At 46.9% G+C, this 17,212-nt stretch carries 15 protein-coding genes; 8 read left to right on the top strand and 7 right to left on the bottom strand.

The window, feature by feature from the left end:
- Positions 1–10 precede the first annotated feature (10 nt).
- Entirely contained in the window at positions 11–967 is a 957-nt protein-coding gene (locus ACTTKA_RS03500; protein WP_442713579.1) for an NAD-dependent epimerase/dehydratase family protein, read from the bottom strand.
- 278 nt (positions 968–1,245) lie between these two features.
- Between ACTTKA_RS03500 and ACTTKA_RS03505 the strand changes: the two genes are divergently transcribed.
- The 6 genes from ACTTKA_RS03505 to ACTTKA_RS03530 all read left to right on the top strand — a co-directional run bounded on the left by ACTTKA_RS03505 (position 1,246) and on the right by ACTTKA_RS03530 (position 10,031).
- Positions 1,246–1,815, top strand: a complete 570-nt coding sequence (locus tag ACTTKA_RS03505) for an RNA polymerase sigma-70 factor (RefSeq protein WP_442723991.1) — start codon at positions 1,246–1,248, stop codon at positions 1,813–1,815.
- A 51-nt stretch (positions 1,816–1,866) separates the two neighbouring features.
- Complete coding sequence (locus ACTTKA_RS03510; protein WP_442723992.1) at positions 1,867–2,847, top strand: FecR family protein; 981 nt, start codon at positions 1,867–1,869, stop codon at positions 2,845–2,847.
- 202 nt (positions 2,848–3,049) lie between these two features.
- Positions 3,050–6,514: a TonB-dependent receptor gene (locus tag ACTTKA_RS03515; RefSeq protein ID WP_442723993.1), complete on the top strand. Its 3,465-nt coding sequence runs from the start codon at positions 3,050–3,052 to the stop codon at positions 6,512–6,514.
- 24 nt (positions 6,515–6,538) lie between these two features.
- On the top strand, positions 6,539–8,074 hold the full coding sequence (locus ACTTKA_RS03520) for a RagB/SusD family nutrient uptake outer membrane protein (RefSeq protein ID WP_314749160.1): 1,536 nt from the start codon (positions 6,539–6,541) through the stop codon (positions 8,072–8,074).
- Between the two features lie 19 nt (positions 8,075–8,093).
- Positions 8,094–9,080, top strand: a complete 987-nt coding sequence (locus tag ACTTKA_RS03525) for a TIM barrel protein (protein WP_442713575.1) — start codon at positions 8,094–8,096, stop codon at positions 9,078–9,080.
- Between the two features lie 615 nt (positions 9,081–9,695).
- On the top strand, positions 9,696–10,031 hold the full coding sequence (locus ACTTKA_RS03530; protein ID WP_442713574.1) for a hypothetical protein: 336 nt from the start codon (positions 9,696–9,698) through the stop codon (positions 10,029–10,031).
- 84 nt (positions 10,032–10,115) lie between these two features.
- Here the strand turns inward: ACTTKA_RS03530 and ACTTKA_RS03535 are convergent, their stop codons facing one another.
- From ACTTKA_RS03535 to mutY, 6 genes are all read right to left on the bottom strand, one after another.
- A complete protein-coding gene (locus ACTTKA_RS03535; protein ID WP_442723994.1) occupies positions 10,116–10,283 on the bottom strand; it encodes a hypothetical protein in 168 nt (55 codons plus the stop codon).
- Positions 10,284–10,675: 392 nt separating this feature from the next.
- The gene (locus ACTTKA_RS03540; protein WP_442723995.1) at positions 10,676–11,299 is read right to left on the bottom strand and encodes a 4'-phosphopantetheinyl transferase family protein; all 624 of its coding nucleotides are present in this window, start codon (positions 11,297–11,299) and stop codon (positions 10,676–10,678) included.
- Positions 11,300–11,301: 2 nt separating this feature from the next.
- Positions 11,302–11,865 (bottom strand): gliding motility lipoprotein GldD, encoded by a 564-nt coding sequence (gldD, locus tag ACTTKA_RS03545; protein WP_442723996.1) that lies wholly within the window; start codon positions 11,863–11,865, stop codon positions 11,302–11,304.
- 2 nt (positions 11,866–11,867) lie between these two features.
- A complete protein-coding gene (locus tag ACTTKA_RS03550) occupies positions 11,868–13,169 on the bottom strand; it encodes a transporter associated domain-containing protein (protein ID WP_442723997.1) in 1,302 nt (433 codons plus the stop codon).
- Positions 13,170–13,198: 29 nt separating this feature from the next.
- Positions 13,199–13,663, bottom strand: a complete 465-nt coding sequence (locus ACTTKA_RS03555; protein ID WP_442723998.1) for a single-stranded DNA-binding protein — start codon at positions 13,661–13,663, stop codon at positions 13,199–13,201.
- A 94-nt stretch (positions 13,664–13,757) separates the two neighbouring features.
- Positions 13,758–14,834 (bottom strand): A/G-specific adenine glycosylase, encoded by a 1,077-nt coding sequence (gene mutY / locus ACTTKA_RS03560; protein WP_442723999.1) that lies wholly within the window; start codon positions 14,832–14,834, stop codon positions 13,758–13,760.
- Positions 14,835–15,071: 237 nt separating this feature from the next.
- On the opposite strand from mutY, the gene ACTTKA_RS03565 reads away from it, so the two are divergent.
- Together ACTTKA_RS03565 and ACTTKA_RS03570 are read left to right on the top strand one after the other, a co-directional pair.
- Complete coding sequence (locus ACTTKA_RS03565) at positions 15,072–15,350, top strand: HU family DNA-binding protein (RefSeq protein ID WP_442713568.1); 279 nt, start codon at positions 15,072–15,074, stop codon at positions 15,348–15,350.
- Between the two features lie 210 nt (positions 15,351–15,560).
- Positions 15,561–17,135 carry an Rne/Rng family ribonuclease gene (locus ACTTKA_RS03570; protein ID WP_442724000.1) on the top strand — a complete coding sequence of 525 codons (1,575 nt, stop codon included), beginning with the start codon at positions 15,561–15,563 and terminating at the stop codon, positions 17,133–17,135.
- Positions 17,136–17,212: the final 77 nt, after the last annotated feature.

A 17,212-nucleotide genomic window follows, 5' to 3' on the forward strand; every position in this document is an offset into this window, starting at 1 on the left:
GTTTTTTGGTTCATGACGACAAATCTTTTTGTTTCAGTTTTTCGAGCATGTCGCGGGTCATTGTATCTAAATCATATTGCGGCGCCCAATCCCATTCTTCGCGTGCGCAGGTGTCGTCCATCATGTTCGGCCACGATTCGGCGATGGCTTGACGCAACGGGTCGATGCGGTATTCCATTTCGAAATCGGGCAGGTATTTCCGGATCTGTGCGCAGATAATTTCGGGGTCGAAGCTCATCGAGGCGATGTTGAACGCGTTCCGGTGTTTGAGTCGCGACGGGTCAGCCTCCATAAGTTGGATGGCGGCATGGAGCGCGTCGGGCATGTACATCATATCCATAAAGGTGCCGGCGGCAATGGGGCAGAAGAACTTTTCCTGCTTCACGGCCGAGTAGAAGATGTCTACGGCATAGTCGGTCGTGCCGCCTCCCGGAGGAGCCACATACGAGATCAGTCCCGGAAAACGTACGGCGCGCGTATCTACCCCGAAACGACGGAAATAATAGTCACTCACCAGTTCGCCGGTCACTTTCGTTACTCCATACATCGTATGGGGGCTGCGCACCGTGTCCTGAGGCGTCTTATCTTTCGGCGCGTCCGGCCCGAATGCTCCGATCGAACTGGGGGTAAATACGGCGCATTGCTTCTCGCGCGCTACCTCAAGCACGTTCAACAGTCCGTCCACACCGATCTTCCACGCCAGCTGCGGTTTGGATTCCGCTACAGCCGAGAGTAACGCTGCCAGATTGTAAATCGTGTCGATCTGATACCGACTCACCGTGTCAGCAATCTGTTGTCTGTTTGTAATGTCTACCAAAGCCGAAGGTCCTGACTCGGCCAGGATTCCTTTAGGCTCCGCACCGGAAATATAGCCGGCTACCACATTCCCGTGGTAACGCTTTCTCAATTCCATGGTCAGCTCCGAACCGATTTGTCCGGTCGAGCCTATCACCAATATGTTCTTCATCTTTTTTGTTAATTTAGTTTAATTAACGAATTGCTTCGAATTTTCGAGGCGCAAATGTACACGATAAATTTTAATTTATGTACAGTGACATAAAAAGTTTTTGCGACGTCATGTAATTGGCTCATTTTGCGGTTACCTTTTTTCTCCTCAAACGATCCGATACAGGCGAAAAAATAAACGACGACCTTGTTTTACGAACCGATAGATAATTCGTATGTTTGCATCCGTTCGGGAAAGTGTATGTTTCCGGATGATAGCAAAAGACATTATACCATGATATGGACGACAAATCAATAAATAAGCCGGATATCCGGGAGTTTGAATCGCTGTTTCGCAGGATGCAGCCGCAACTGTTCGCTTTCTGCCGTAAATACGTCGATGACGAGGAATGTGCCAGAGATATCGTGCAGGAATGTTTTATCGGCTTGTGGGAGCATTATGATGACTCGATACATTCATACGAATCGTATCTGTTTCGATCCGTGCATAATCGCTGTTTGTCGTTTATCCGCTCGCAAAAAGTCGGAGCCACATATTATGAAGATGTTGTCAGATGGCGTATTCGCGAAATCGAATTGCATCCTGAGGAGCCCGCCCCCTTAGCCGATCTTTATGTTAAGGAACTGCACGGGATGGTGCACCGTATCGTGGAGAAACTACCCGCAAAATGCCGGCAGATATTTGAAATGAGCCGTTACAGAGGAATGAAAAATCAGGAAATAGCAACGCTGTTAGGGCTTAGCGTCAGAACCGTAGAAGTGCAGATATATAACGCACTGAAAATTTTTAAAACAGCATTTAACGACTATTTACTGATTCTGTTGATTATTTTTTTCGCTTTTCGCTAAGTACTTTCTGCTTTCTGTGTGTCATACTCTGAAAAGAATGATCCCAAAAACATGAAGCAGAACGATACGCTGATCATAAAATATCTGACGGGCAGTGCTTCTTTCGAGGAGCAGGCGGTGTTACTGAAATGGTTGGAAGATAGCGAAACGAACAGGGGGTATTTCCGTTCGATGAAGGATGCATATGATTCGGGGCGTTTGAAATACGAGCAAAAAAACAGTCGTGTTCAGTCGCAATGGGATATGTTTCGGAAAAACATTTCCGTCAATCGTCCTGCAGACAAACGACTCCTCAACCGTTTCGCTTGGATGCGTTATGTCGCTGTTCTTATATTGGGTATACTATTGGTTTATTGGATTCGTTACATTGTGGGAGAAAAATCGGAGCGTACCGTGGCTCAAACCCGTATAGAGACAGGGGTTGGCGATAAATCGAAAACAACACTGCCGGATGGGACCGCTGTGTGGCTAAATGCGTGCAGTTCGCTACGGTATGGCGACTTCTTCGGCAAGAGTGAACGGACCGTGTATCTGAAAGGGGAAGCGTATTTTGAGGTAAAAACGGATAAACAACGCCCTTTCTCCGTCTGTACCGAAAGACTGACTTACCGTGTGACAGGGACTTCATTTAATGTATACGCATTCGAAGAAGAAGAGACAAATTCGGTGGCCCTGCTTGAAGGAGGAGTTACGGTCGAAAGTGGAAAATGGGTGTATGCCATCAGCCCGGGAGAGGTGTTTACGTATGATAAGAACGCCGGTACTTTTACGGTCGAGAAGAGAGATGTGGAACATTTATCTTCATGGCGTCGGGGCGAATTTGTTTTCGATAAGATGACGTTCGGCGAGTTGATCCATCGTCTCGAACGACTGTATCATGTGAAATTCGTCTGTGACAACCTCGAAGTACAACAGACCGCTTTCGGAGGTACACTCAAAGATTATGACTCGCTCGAAACCGTCATGAACGTACTGAAGACAAGCCTCCGTATTAGTTATACCATAGAAGAAAATACAGTATTTATCCGGTGACGTTCAAATAGATTGAGAAATATATAAACCTTTAAAGATAGGAGGGATGTGTATGATATAGAGAAGAAAATAGGAACCAAATCAGGGGTGTTTCTGCTTATTCGGAAATAACCCGACTGACTGTTCGACAGGGACAGTCTGCGTTTTTTTAAATCAAATAATAACAATTGTTCAATTAAAATCGCAATACAACAAATAAAATATGGAAAATGCATTGAACTATAAGAAAGGTCATTTTCTTCGGACCTTACGAAAATTATGCTTGAAAATCGGTTTGACAGTCATTGTCATGTTGTCTGTCTCGCCCGTTTTACAGGCTGATGTAACGCATTCGCAGAATGCAAAAATCAATCTTGCTCTTGAGAACGTAACGCTCCCCGATGTTTTTCGTGAGATCGAGAAACAGTCGGAGTATCGTTTCTTTTACAATCGTGCAATCGTAGATACGGAATCCAGACTGAATATCCGGACAGGCGAGAAAGAACTGCCGGAGGTGCTTAATCAGTTGTTCGGAAATACTGATATGAGTTACAAGCTGGTGGATAAGTATATTGTGATCACTCACAAAGAGAAGGCCGGAACAGGCAAATCCGCTTTGCAGCAGGTTGCCGACAAAAAATCGGTTTCCGGACGGATTACCGATGCACAAGGCGAACCCGTGATAGGCGCTAACGTCGTAGAGGCGGGAACGACTAACGGTACGGTAACGGATATCGACGGACGTTTTACGCTCGAAATTTCTGCCGGAGCAACCTTGCATGTCTCGTACATCGGTTATGTTGAACAGACTGTCTCTACTGCAGGAAAAGATGTGATCGATGTGATTCTTCGCGAAGATACAAAGGCGCTCGAAGAAGTGGTAGTGGTCGGTTACGGTGTGCAGAAGAAAGCGAACCTGACCGGCTCCGTTTCGACCGTCAAATACAGTCAGGAACTGGAGAACCGGCCGATTACAGATCCTTCGCAGGCCCTTTCCGGAAAAGTATCTGGCGTATGGGCCAGCCAAAACTCCGGTGCTCCCGGTGCCGACGGTGCAACGATCCGTGTTCGTGGTTACGGCACGCTGAACAATACCGATCCGATGATACTCATTGACGGAGTGGAAGGACGTATGTCGGACGTGAATCCGAGCGACATCGCTTCGATCACGGTTCTTAAAGATGCGGCATCGGCAGCGATCTACGGTTCTCGTGCGGCGAACGGCGTCGTCCTGATCGAGACGAAGAAAGGTGAAGGCGAGCAGGTGCGTATCAATTATAACGGTTACTTCGGATTGCAGCAGCTCGGACGGAAATACGATTTGATTACCGACAGTCCGCATTATATGCAGCTATGGAATAAAGCCGTCACAAACGAAGGCGGCGATCCGTTGTTCCCACAGGATGTGATCGATGCTTTTGCTTCCGGAAACGATTCGTATAAATATCCGAGTACGAACTATTTCGATGAAGTATTTCGCAATGCGTTTACGACACAGCATAACGTGTCCGCAACGTTTGGCGGAAAAAAATCGAACAGCTATCTTTCGATGGGTTACCTGAAAAACAACGGAACGATTAAAAACACCGATTCGGAACGCTATAACCTCTCAATTAACAGCGAAGCCAAAGTAGGCGACTGGCTGACCTTCGGCGGGAGAGGACGTGTGATGCGTACCGTATCGAATCAGTCGTTTGTCGATTATGACGGAGGTTACACCTCAGGGATCGAACGTGCTTTCTACATGATGTCTAACGGACATCCGTTCTCTACCCCCTATTTGCAGGACGGTAAGACATACGGAGGCACGCAGGCGCTCTACCTTTCGGGACCGAAAGCCGGGCTGCCGATCGTCGATACCCGTAACCCGTTCCCCGATTTGTATAATGGAAAGAACGAAACGACAACGAACTTCCTCAAAGGAAATGTGTATGCTACATTACACCTGTTTGAGGGGCTGACACTGAGCGCGCATTACAGCGGGCAGTATTGGCATCGGAATATCGATAATTACAATCAACTGGCAACCTGCTATACGGACCTGAACCGGTCGAACCCCACGAAGCCGCTCGATTATCCGTCTACGTTGGAAATATCGCGTATTATGGTCGATGAATATTATTCGACATTCTTTACGAATTTGAATTACAATCGCGTGTTCAATAAGATTCATGATGTGAGTCTGTTGCTCGGATATCAGCAGGAGGCTACGACACGCCGCTATACGAAAGCGAAAAAAACGGATCCATCCAAGCCCGAACTGCATCAGATCGCTTCGGGAACGAAGAATCCTTTTGCCGATGGGAATAAATACATGTGGCGCATGATGTCGTGGTTCGGTCGGATCAACTACGCCCTGAATGGGAAATACCTGGCCGAGGTCAACCTGCGTGCCGACGCGTCTTCGCGTTTTGCCAAAGGACATCGCTGGGGTATCTTCCCGTCTTTCTCGGCCGGCTGGCGTCTGGGAGAAGAGCGGTTTATCAAAGACCTCGATCTGTTCAGCAATTTGAAATTGCGCGCTTCGTGGGGGAAACTCGGGAACCAGAACATCGGGAACATAGCCGATCCGAGCAATGCCGATTATTTCCCTTACCTGACTGTCCTTACACAGGATTATCCGAACAGTCATAATTTCAACAATACGTTGGCGCCTGGAGCGGCCATCACCGCGCTTGTCGATCCGAATATTACGTGGGAAACGACGACCTCGACCGACTTCGGGTTCGATATGGGATTCCTGAATAATCGCCTGAATCTCGAAGCCGATTATTTCCGGCGTCTGACAACCGATATTATCGTACAACTTCCTATTCCGTCGGTTTTGGGAAATATGGGAGCGCCGTTCGAGAATGTCGGTAAAATGAAGAATACCGGAATGGAGCTGGGGATAACATGGCAAGATCAAGACAAAGGATCAGGCTTGTCATACAGCATCGGAGCGAATCTGACGTATGTAGACAACGAGGTAACGAAATTCCGCGGAGGCAAATCGCCGGACCAGCTTTTCCTTATCCGCGAAGGTTATTCGTATAAGACATTGTACGGCTTTATTCAGGAGGGTATCTATCAGACCGACGAAGAAGGTGCAACACACATGAAAAACAATAGCTTTAAGCCTAAAGCCGGCTATATTCGCTACAAGGACGTAAACGGAGACGGCAAACTGGATTATCGCGATAAAGAGGAAATCGGTAATACAATCCCGAAATTTACGTATGGCATCAACGGAAGTCTGTCGTGGAAAGGTTTTGACCTGAATGTACAGTTCTCGGGAATAGCCGGAGTAAAGGGCTATTTTAGAAATGACTGGACTGTTCCATTGGGCGTATCCGGAGGAACGATCACGAAGAAGTGGGAAGGTGCATGGACACCGGAAAATAAGAACAATGAAATACCGCTGATTACGCTCGATGCCGACTGGCATCGTCAGGAATCATCGTTCTGGTCGGCCAACATGTCGTTTTTTAAGTTGAAAAATATTCAGTTAGGATACAACGTGCCGAGAGATATTACTCGTAGCCTGTTTTTGCAAAAGCTATACATTTATCTGAATGCAACGGATGTCTTCACGATCGTGAGCAGCAAATACGAAGGCTTTGATCCCGAAAGGGATTCGTTCGACAGAGGAGGCTATCACTATCCGATTCCTCGTGTTTTCTCTTTAGGACTGAATGTAAGTTTTTGATGTTTAACAATTCAAAATGAAAGAATGATGAAAAAAATAATCTATATGATGCTCACCGTCACATTGACGGGACTCAGCTCATGCGAAAGTTATCTGGATGTATTACCGGATGATAAGATTACGAACGAGATCTTTTGGACTTCGCCCGACGATGCCCAACTGGCCTTGAACGGGGTGTACAGTGTGTTGAGAAATAATTTTGTGTACGGCTACGGAGGCGGCTATGACGCCTGTACGCCGAATGCCTATCAGTGGGCGCATTGGGAAGGCAAACAGAAACAGGTCGGTAACGGAACGATTACGTCCGGTATCGGAGGAATCGTTTCCAATCGCTGGAAATATTGTTACGGGGGAATTTACCGTGCAAATTACTTCCTGGAAAACGTAGATAAGATTCCGAATATGGACGCGGCAGCAAAAGAAGTGATGTTGGGCGAAGTATATTTCTTACGAGCTTTGTTCTACGATCTGCTGGTACGTTCGTATGGAGGCGTTCCGCTAATTCTCAAAACAATCACGCCGGAGGAAGGACGTAAGGTAAGTCGCGCTTCCGCCGAAGATATCTGGAAACAGGTACGTCAAGACTTCGACGAAGCTATCAAGCGTCTGCCCAAAAACTCTCCGGATAATGGACGGGCGACATTGGGCGCAGCCTTAGGGATGAAGATGAAAACGTATATGTACACCTCCGAATGGGACAAAGTGCTGGAATATTGCGATAAAATTGACGCGTTGAATAAATATAAGCTTTTCCCCACGTATTACGGGCTGTTCCAGTATGAAAACGAAGGCAATGCCGAAACGCTCTTTGCCCTGAGTTTTATGGACGGGGTGTTTCAGCAGGGAAGTATTTTCGACCGTTACTGGCAGCCCCAGAATCTGAAATACGGAATCGACGGCTCCAACTCGGTTGCGCCGACTCAATTGCTGGTCGATGAGTATGAAACGCTCGACGGTAGTCCGGTCGACAAGAACGATCCTTACAAAAACAGAGATCCTCGTCTGGATTTTACCATCCTGCGTCCGGGCGCTTATTTTCAGGGGCAGTTGTATCCGACCGAGATCAAGAACCATACGGGGCAGAAGGTCGGTTTCGGTATCCGTAAATATACGATCGAGACTATGCCGGTCGTAGGGCGTCAATCTCCTCTCGATTTTATGATTCTGCGTTATGGCGACGTGCTGTTGTGTCGCGCCGAAGCGATGATCGAGCTGAATAAGGATATCGACGGAGCGATTGATCTGATTAACCGTATCCGTACCGAACGCAAAGACGTGAAGATGCCGCCGGTGAAGAAGGGAGTAGGGCAGGCCGAAGCCCGGAAAGCGTTGCGTCATGAACGGCGCATCGAACTCGCACTCGAGGGGCAATTCTGGGATGATATCAAGCGCTGGAACGCCGGACCGGAATACTATCCGTGTGACGTGTTCGGAGCCTTGGGCGAAAAACTGGAGACAAAGTTTCCGAACGGATATAATGTAAAGAAAGACAATGTACTTCCGATTCCCGACAGTGAGATTTCACTCAACAACAATTTGAAACAGAATGAAGGGTATTGATAGGAAAGGAGGATCAGTTATGAAATTATCGCGTCGTTCTTTTTTAGCGCAAAGCGCGGCCGGCATTGCGGCCGGATTGGGAGTACCGACATTTGCAGCAAACGCTGTCCCGGAAATTTCCGGGACAGCGTCCGGCAAGCAACAGATGCAGGGACGCCTCAAACTTGCGGTATCAACGTATTCGTATTGGGGCTTCCGTGAACGTAAAGATTCCATCGAATCGTGTATTCTCAAAGCAGCCGATATGGGTATCGAAGGGGTCGATGTACTGCATCGTCAGATGGAAAGCGAAGACAACAGTTATTTGCAGAAGCTGAAACGATTGGCCTACGAGAACGGAATCGCTCTGGTGTGCCTCTGCATTCATCAGGGATGGGTGAACCCCGATAAGGAATATCGTCAGCGGATGGTAGATCATACAATCCGTTGCATCCAATTGGCTTATAAGATGGGAATTCCTGCGTTGCGTCTGAATTCGGGCACATGGGGAACCAGCGGATCGTTCGATAACCTGATGAAAGCGCGTGGAATTGAAAAGCCTGTTGAAGGATATACGGATAATGACGCGTTCGGGTGGGTAGAAGATGCGATCTACAAATGCCTGCCCGTAGCCGAAGAGTGTGGCGTGACGCTCGCTCTGGAGAATCACTGGGGTATCGCCGGTACACCCGAAGGGATGCTTCGTATCAAGAATGATGTCCGTTCCAACTGGTTGAAATTACTGGTAGATACGGGTAATTTCCTCGAAGAGCCTTATGACAAACTGGCTCAGGTGCTTCCCGAAGCGATTTTTATCTCGGCCAAGACGTATAACGGAGGAGGAACCTGGTACACGCTCGATCTGGACTATGATCGTATCATCAAACAGATTTACGATGTCGGATTCAGAGGATACCTTACACTCGAGTTCGAAGGCAAGGAAAACCCCGATACGGCCGTACCTGCTTCGATAAAGATGCTGAAGGGCTATATCGACAAGTATTACACGGACTATATCGCCCGGTAGTTACGCTCTCTTCTCATAAAAAGAGCCTGCCCCACACGCCGTTGGGGTGGGCTTTTTTTGTAAGAGCAGTGTTTTTAGAAACTTTCGTTTTCTGTCATTTTTAACATAATGGGATGCAGCGTTCGACCGCTTGGTTTCATCATATACTCGTTATGCGTATAATTTATTTGGATATGTTAATAACTGGTTGAACTTATCCGAATCTCTTCGTTTAATACGATGGGTGATTTTTTTTGTATATGGCTGATAAAAAGATTGACAAGGTCGTTTGGGTTGTTTAATCTCCGCATAAAAATCGGAGAATATGGAAGTGGAAATGTTAGTAACAAGGTGAAAAATAGTAGTCGGTATGCAAGATAAAAAGAAAGACACAGACGTTAAAGCGGAATGATTATTGCTGATGGCAAACGATTATCTAAAGCAATAACCACGTTTCTAATCAAAAAAAACTATTTGTATCTTTGTCGTATCATATTTAAAAACAAAAAGCTATGAAAAAAACAACTGACACAGTGTTCTACAAACTGATGCACCTCGCAAACCGCACCGGAGGCGCAGCGTAAAAGAAATATCCGGAACGCGGAAAGCAAGTATAAACTTTAAAAATAAAAAAACATGAAAGCAAAAAACATTTTATGGATAGCTTCCCTGCTTCTGTTGATGGCAGGAACGGGGTGTGAAGTAAATAAATTAGAGAGCTCCGAAGAGCTTGGTGCTCGGACAGCAGAGGGCATAATGGTTTATGAGAATCCTGCGACAGACGGCTGTGGTTGGCTTGTACAGATCAATAATAAACCTTATTTCCCGGTAAACTTGGCTGATGAATACAAAATCGATAAGTTAAAAGTGTCTGTCGATTATCAGTTATTAGATTCGAAATTCACTTGTTGGCCGGGTAGATTAATACCTGAAATTAAAATCGTCTCCATCAAAAAGATTCAACAGCCATAGAAAGAATATTTTATGTATAGTATATACATTCCCGAACATGCCCAAAAGTATTCCCAAGGTCATCGGTGAGTATTTCCGAGCTTGTCAGCGAGTATTTCGGAAATACTTAACGGGTATTTCGGAGCTTGTCGGCAGGTAGTTCCATTGCCACCCGACGGATGCCTCCGAGCTACCCGTCGGACGGTTCTTTATTACCCGTCGGGTAGCTCCGAACATATCGACGAGTGATTCCGAAATACTCACCGATGACATCGGAACTACTTCGGGTACGTACCCGAACCACCCGACACCTGCTTCGGAACATATTCATGGGTGGCTCCGAACCGTATTAAATACCCCTCCGAACTATATTTAAGGTATTTCGGAATTATATTCCGGGTATTTCCGAACCTGATTTGGGTACGTTCCGAACCTAATTCCGATACGTCTCAAACCACCCGTCGACAAGTTCCAAACCACCCATCGACAGGTTCCAAACTACCCGTCGATACGTTCCGAACGTATCGAAATACCCCTCCGAACCACCCGAAATCAGGTTCCGAACCGGTCATAATTTATTTCCGAACAGTATTAAATACCCTTCCGGACGTATCGAAATACCCTTCGGAACGTACCTGAATACCGTTCCGAACCACCCCCAAAGATTATTGGGAGGTGCTTTGCGTCATGATAAATTCGGGGGGCGCGATGTAGCCGATCGAACAGAGCGTGGCGTGCGGTGTGAGGGTTTCGCGGATCGACAGCCGTCTGAGTTGCGGATCGAACGAGACGATTTGCAGGTCGTTCCGCCAGTCGACCGCTCTTTTTCTCATCATTTTAAATGCCGTTTCTTTCGCGCTCCAGCAAATTAACAACGTTTCGGTATCGGGATATTGGCCGATCAGGCGTTGCTCCGCCTTGCCGAGAAAGCGATCGTACAGCTTGCGGATACGTTCGGAGCGGTATTCGATATCAATGCCGATGCGGGGTTGCGTATCGAGCAGTACGGCGGCATAGCCTTTCGTGTGCGAGATGCTGATGTGCAGGTCTGCATCGGGCAGGTAAGGAATGCCGTCGGGATGATAGGCGACGGGTGTTTCACGGCCGAGCATGGTTTTCAACAATGTGCGCACGGCCAGCCATTCCGTTTGGCGGGTATCGGACTTGCAACCGGCCAGAAACGGCACGTAATCGTCTTTGCGCGTCAGCAGAGCCAGTAATTCATCGCGGCTTTCTTCGATTTTCCAGATTCCTCGCAGAGGAGTCGTATATTCGGGCAGAACGGGCATGGCTATTTCCAGTCGAACGATTGAATCAGTTCCATCACATCGTGGCGAAGGTATTCGGTCACGGGTGCCACCGAATCGGCATCGACACGATGTTGGTAGTAGATCGCCCCGCGGAAGAAGTGCGAAACACTGTCGGTGAGCATAAACTGGACAGGCGAGGGCGAGTCGCTATCGATCCGGAAGAGCATGCCGTACACACGGCGCTCGGGAGCTTCGTAAGCCTGTTCGGTAATGGCCTGAGCATCGCGGGCGCTGCGTGCGACGAGTTCACGACACTCCGCTTCGCAGCGAGGAAGCGTCTCACGGGTGATACTTCGGTAGCTGCAATACATTTTGACGTTGAGCGACGGGTAGGTGACGTTCAGCCAGTCTTCCGTCACATCGGCAGGAGGCATTTCGATGGTCACGAGCTGCGATACCCGAAAAGCATAAGCCAGTTCTCCGGCCGTGAACAACGTGTATTTCGCCTGCGGCAGATCGATGCGCAATACGCCGCGCGGCTTTGGCGTGGGTGTCGAGCAGGCTGCACAGCCTGCCAGTAAGAGAATCCATGACAAGATACGCATCGTTATTTCTCTTTTCCGGGAGCCGGAGGGATACGGTCGAATTTCACTTTCAATACACGTCGTTCATCTGCTTCGAGCACGCGAAAACGATAATTGTGATATTCGATAATCTCACGACGACGGGGTAAAGTGCCTTTGATTTTGAGCAGCAATCCCGTAAGTGTTTCGATATCTTCCGTCAGATCGCCGAACTCCTCCTCGTCGATGTCTGTTTCGCGGAAAAAATCATTCAATTGGATTTTGCCTTCAAAGATATAACTCCCATCCGGAAGTTGGAAATACTGTTTCGCGTCCGTGTCGTATTCGTCCGAAATATCTCCTACGATTTCTTCGATAATATCTTCCATCGTTACTAATCCCGAGGTACATCCGAACTCATCTACCACGATGGCGATATGCACCCGGTTGGTTCGAAACTCTTCCAGCAGTCCTTCGATCTTTTTTGTCTCAGGTACAAAATATGCCGGACGGATCAGCTTCTGCCATTCAAAATCGCTCGTGTTTTGAATGTAGGGGAGTAAATCCTTCGCATACAGGACACCCGTGACGTTATCTTCCGTCTCTTCGTAGATGGGGATACGTGAAAAACCGCTTCGGATGATGATGTCGAGCGCTTCTTTGAAAGTGCATTTCGCATTGATGGCTTTCATGTCGAGGCGTGGCACCATGATCTCATCGGCAGTCTTATTATAAAAATGTACGATCTCTTCAAGCATCTCTTTCTCGTCGGCCGATTCTTTCGAAATAATGGTAGATTCGGAGGGTTGCGATTCGTGCTTGTGTTGATTGGCCGGAGGAGCGCAAATCCATCGGCTGACCGGCCGGCAGAGCCAGTCGATCGTTTTGAGGAAAGGTGCCGTCCGACGTGCCGCATCAAGCTGTCTGCCCTGTGTCAAAAACTTGGGAAACCATCCTTTGAAGATGAACAGCAGCAGTACAAGGACGAGAATCCCGGCCACGCATCCGCCGACCGATTGAATAGTCGAACATACGGACTGAAGGCCGTACATTCCGGCTATCGTCATTGTAATGATCAGTATTGTCTGTATCATCGCAATAGCGGTACGCGTCTGTTGCGGACGGTCTGACAATTGTCTGATGAACTTGTCGCTCGTGCTTTTCTCTTCCCGTATTTCGTTCGTTTCATCGACCGACAAAGAGAACAAGGCGCGTTCTGCTGCGGCTAACCATCCGGAAATAACCAGCAGCAAAAGTATTACGACCAAAATAATCACAGCATTCCAAACAGGCTCGTGATGCACGGCCTGTAATAACATACTCGGGTAATAATCGTCTGAATCCAAGGTGTAATTTGTGATGTGTTAAGATAAGGTTAGAACGGCAGGTCGTCGATCTCGTCCGTTTCTGTATGAACTTCGCCCGATGGCATGGACGGAACGGACGGCGTTGGTGACGAGGCGGAAGCAGGCGTCTGTACCGGGTTGTCGCCGTCCTGCGGTCTGCGACCGGACGAGAAGAATTCGATGCGGTCGGCAAGAATTTCCGTCACATACCGTTTGATGCCGCTTTGGTCGTCGTAGCTTCGTGTCCTGATCTTTCCCTCGACATAAACCATCGAGCCTTTTTTAACATACCGCTCTACGAATTGCGCACGGTCACGATTGGCTACGATATTGTGCCATTCTGTCCGCTCGGGGATTTCCGTTCCGTTCGCAAGCTTATATCCGCGTTCGTTGGTAGCCAATGAAAAGTTGGCGACCGCATTTCCACTGTCGAAATAACGCACATCGGGGTCTTTCCCCACATTTCCAATCAAAATGACTTTGTTTAATGACATAGGAATTATTCTTTATAAAGGTTTGAGGAACAAATGTAGGCGTCTTTTATGAACTGTACAAATTTACAGATGGAAAAAAACAGCTCAGCCCGAATTATTTTTCTTCTATCTTTGATAAAAGATTGATAATCAGTTTTGGAAAAGGATATGCGTCAATCGCTTCCCGCGACGTTCGGACCATCTTTTTTAGAGCTGCATTTTCTTGCTGAACTTCTACCATATAGCACGTTACATGTAATGTCTGATGTGAAAGGATATGCCGGACGTCGTCGGCGACCATAGTAAATGTCGGCCGTCCTGTTTTTTGGAAAAGTTTCCCGAAGGCCGGTGTTTCCTGTAAAGCGTTCAAATCGGCTGGTATCTCGGTTTCTACCATCGGCAATTCAAACAAGCCTTTCCAAATGTCGTTCCCGATGCGTTGGTGCAGGTAAGTATCCGTGTCGTGTTTGATAAAGAAGTAATGAAAGAAACGATCGCGCGTTTTAGTTTTATGCTGTTTGACAGGAAAACGATGCGGATCGCCGGAGGCATGTCCGGCACATTGCCCCACCATCGGGCAACTTGTGCAATCGGGGTTTCGGGGGATGCAATGCAACGCTCCGAACTCCATCAGCGCCTGATTATGCTCGCCGGCATGTCGGGGAGGCATCACAAGCGTTGCCAGCTGACGATACTCGCCTTTACCTTTTCCGCTGTCTGCCGGTGTCTCTACGGCGAAGAGCCGTCCCAACACCCGAATCACATTGCCGTCGATGGCGGGATAGGGCAGATTCCATGCGAAAGAAGCAATAGCCGCCGCCGTATATTCACCGATACCTTTGAGCGAGCGGATCTCTTCGTACGACGAAGGGAAAACTCCGCCGAACCGTTGCCGGATATCTTGTGCTGCTTCGTGCAGATTGCGTGCGCGGGAGTAATACCCCAACCCCTGCCAGTATTTCAGTACCTCTTCCTGTGGAGCTTCGGCAAGGCTTCGGACATCGGGGAATCGCTCGATAAAACGATAATAGTAATCCAGCCCTTGGGCTACGCGTGTTTGCTGAAGGATAACTTCGGAGATCCAGATACGATACGGATCGGTCGTATTTCGCCATGGCAGATCGCGTTTGTTTGCTCTGTACCACGCCCGGATTTGTTCGCTTTCTTTATATATCTCGTTTTTTTGCTTCATGTTGCTGCTTTTTGGCAGGCAAAAATACGTATTTCCGGGCATTCCAAAAGCAGGCAAATGGCCCGTTGGCCGCATGAAATAACGGATAAAAATATGTTTTTATTCGTTTAATCTGTCTTAAGATCAGGAAGTTGGAAAATAAACAATCTTTTTCTTCAAAAAAGTGCATTAATTCGAATAAAACCTATATCTTTGCAGTCCAAAAAATTAGAAATTATTCATTTAATATTTATTGACATGACAAAAGCAGATATTGTTAGCGAGATCGCAAAGAGCACAGGTATTGACAAAAACACAGTGTTGGCAAGTGTTGAATCGTTTATGAGCGTAGTAAAGAAATCTTTGTCCGAAGGAGAAAACGTATATCTCCGCGGTTTCGGCAGTTTTGTGGTAAAGAGACGTGCACAGAAAACGGCGCGTAACATTTCGAAAAATACCACGATGATTATCCCGGAGCATGACATTCCGTCTTTCAAACCCGCTCGGGTATTCATGAATCAAGTGGCAAACAAATAATGATTTAATCACTAATTAATAGGAATTATGCCAAGCGGAAAAAAAAGAAAAAGACATAAAATGTCGACGCATAAGCGTAAGAAAAGACTTAAAAAGAATCGACACAAGAAGAAATAAGTCTTTGAAAGGATTTTGAAGAACAAACTTAATCAGATTTTTTAAGTTTGTTCTTTTTCATAATGAACAAGAACAACGAGAAATAGCATCATTGTGGTAAGCGAATTAGTAGTAGATGTCAAGTCGGACGAAATTTCCATCGCCGTATTGGAAGACAAAAGCCTGGTAGAGCTTCAGAAGGAGCCCCAGAGCGATTCTTTTGCGGTGGGCAACATTTACCTTGCACGGATAAAAAAGTTGTTGCCGGGCTTGAATGCCGCTTTCGTCGACGTGGGTTGCAAAAAAGATGCGTTTCTTCATTATCAGGATTTAGGGCCAAATTTCAACACGCAGCAGAAGTTTCTTAAACAATGGCGCGGCGATCCCAAAAAACGGCAGCCTGTGTCGAAGACTTCGATTCTTCCGGAGATTGAAAAAGACGGAAGTATCGGCAATATATTGACGGTAGGCGATGAGATTTTGGTACAGATTGCCAAGGAACCGATCTCAACCAAAGGGCCTCGACTGACGGCCGAATTGTCGTTCGCCGGACGTTTTTTAGTGTTGATACCGTTCTCCGACAAGATTTCTGTTTCAACAAAAATTAAATCGAACGAGGAACGGGCACGTCTTCGTCAGTTGATGCAAAGCGTAAAGCCCAAGAACTTCAGTGTGATTGTACGCACTTCGGCCGAAGGGAAACGTGTGGCCGAGTTGGATGGAGAATTGAAGACTTTGCTGAAACGGTGGGAAGATAATATACCCAAAGTCCCCAAATCAAAGGCTCCGACCCTTATATATGAAGAAACGGCTCGGACAGTGGCGCTTCTGCGCGATATTTTCAACTCGTCATTCGAGAATATTTATGTAAATAACAAACAGGTATACGAAAACGTATATGATTATGTGAGTCTGATTGCTCCTGAGCAGAAGAACATTGTCAAATTATATACGGGCGATGTGCCTATTTTTGATAAATTTGGTGTCACCAGACAGGTCAAGTCACTGTTTGGACGAACCGTAACCTATAAGAGTGGGGCTTATCTGATTATCGAGCATACGGAAGCGATGCACGTGATTGATGTCAATAGCGGTAATCGGATGAAAGGCAGCACGGAGCAGGAAAAGACGGCATTCGATGTGAATGTGGCTGCGGCCAATGAGATTGCCAGGCAGTTACGACTGCGCGATATGGGCGGGATTATTGTGATCGATTTTATCGATTTGGCAGAGGCGTCAAACCGGCAGCAATTGTACGAGCATATGACAAAAGCTATGGCAAATGACCGGGCTAAACACAATATCTTGCCACTTAGCAAATTTTGTCTGATGCAGATCACCCGTCAGCGGGTTCGGCCGATTCTGGATGTGAAGACAACCGAGAAGTGTCCGTCTTGCTTCGGAACAGGAACCATTAAATCTTCCATCTTGTTTACCGACAATCTGGAAGGAAAGATAGACTGTCTTGTTAACAAACATAATGTTAAAAAAATCACCCTGCATGTGCATCCTTATGTGGCTGCCTATATTAATAAAGGGTTTCTGTCACTGGCCATGAAATGGAAAATGAAATACTCTTTTCAACTAAAGGTGGTGCCAGACGAAAGCATGGCTTTTCTGGAATACCGATTCTACGATCAGGAGAAAAACGAATTGGATATGCAGGAAGAAAAAGAAACAATAAAATAGAGCAAAAGATTTTTTATCTTTTGCTCTATTTTATATTTTTGCTGCCGTTAACGAAACAAATCAAAAACAAAGATTGA

The organism is Tannerella sp., from assembly GCF_052170195.1.
Classification (GTDB): Bacteria; Bacteroidota; Bacteroidia; order Bacteroidales; family Tannerellaceae; genus Tannerella.

Bases quoted from the DNA above. Each gene is read 5' to 3' on its own strand.
- mutY (WP_442723999.1), bottom strand. From the start codon at position 14,834: ATGAAGCAAAAAAACGAGATATATAAAGAAAGCGAACAAATCCGGGCG.
- ACTTKA_RS03535 (WP_442723994.1), bottom strand. From the start codon at position 10,283: ATGTCATCGGTGAGTATTTCGGAATCACTCGTCGATATGTTCGGAGCT.
- ACTTKA_RS03505 (WP_442723991.1), top strand. From the start codon at position 1,246: ATGGACGACAAATCAATAAATAAGCCGGATATCCGGGAGTTTGAATCG.
- ACTTKA_RS03520 (WP_314749160.1), top strand. From the start codon at position 6,539: ATGATGAAAAAAATAATCTATATGATGCTCACCGTCACATTGACGGGA.
- gldD (WP_442723996.1), bottom strand. From the start codon at position 11,865: ATGCGTATCTTGTCATGGATTCTCTTACTGGCAGGCTGTGCAGCCTGC.
- ACTTKA_RS03540 (WP_442723995.1), bottom strand. From the start codon at position 11,299: ATGCCCGTTCTGCCCGAATATACGACTCCTCTGCGAGGAATCTGGAAA.
- ACTTKA_RS03555 (WP_442723998.1), bottom strand. From the start codon at position 13,663: ATGTCATTAAACAAAGTCATTTTGATTGGAAATGTGGGGAAAGACCCC.
- ACTTKA_RS03515 (WP_442723993.1), top strand. From the start codon at position 3,050: ATGGAAAATGCATTGAACTATAAGAAAGGTCATTTTCTTCGGACCTTA.
- ACTTKA_RS03565 (WP_442713568.1), top strand. From the start codon at position 15,072: ATGACAAAAGCAGATATTGTTAGCGAGATCGCAAAGAGCACAGGTATT.
- ACTTKA_RS03530 (WP_442713574.1), top strand. From the start codon at position 9,696: ATGAAAGCAAAAAACATTTTATGGATAGCTTCCCTGCTTCTGTTGATG.
- ACTTKA_RS03500 (WP_442713579.1), bottom strand. From the start codon at position 967: ATGAAGAACATATTGGTGATAGGCTCGACCGGACAAATCGGTTCGGAG.
- ACTTKA_RS03510 (WP_442723992.1), top strand. From the start codon at position 1,867: ATGAAGCAGAACGATACGCTGATCATAAAATATCTGACGGGCAGTGCT.
- ACTTKA_RS03525 (WP_442713575.1), top strand. From the start codon at position 8,094: ATGAAATTATCGCGTCGTTCTTTTTTAGCGCAAAGCGCGGCCGGCATT.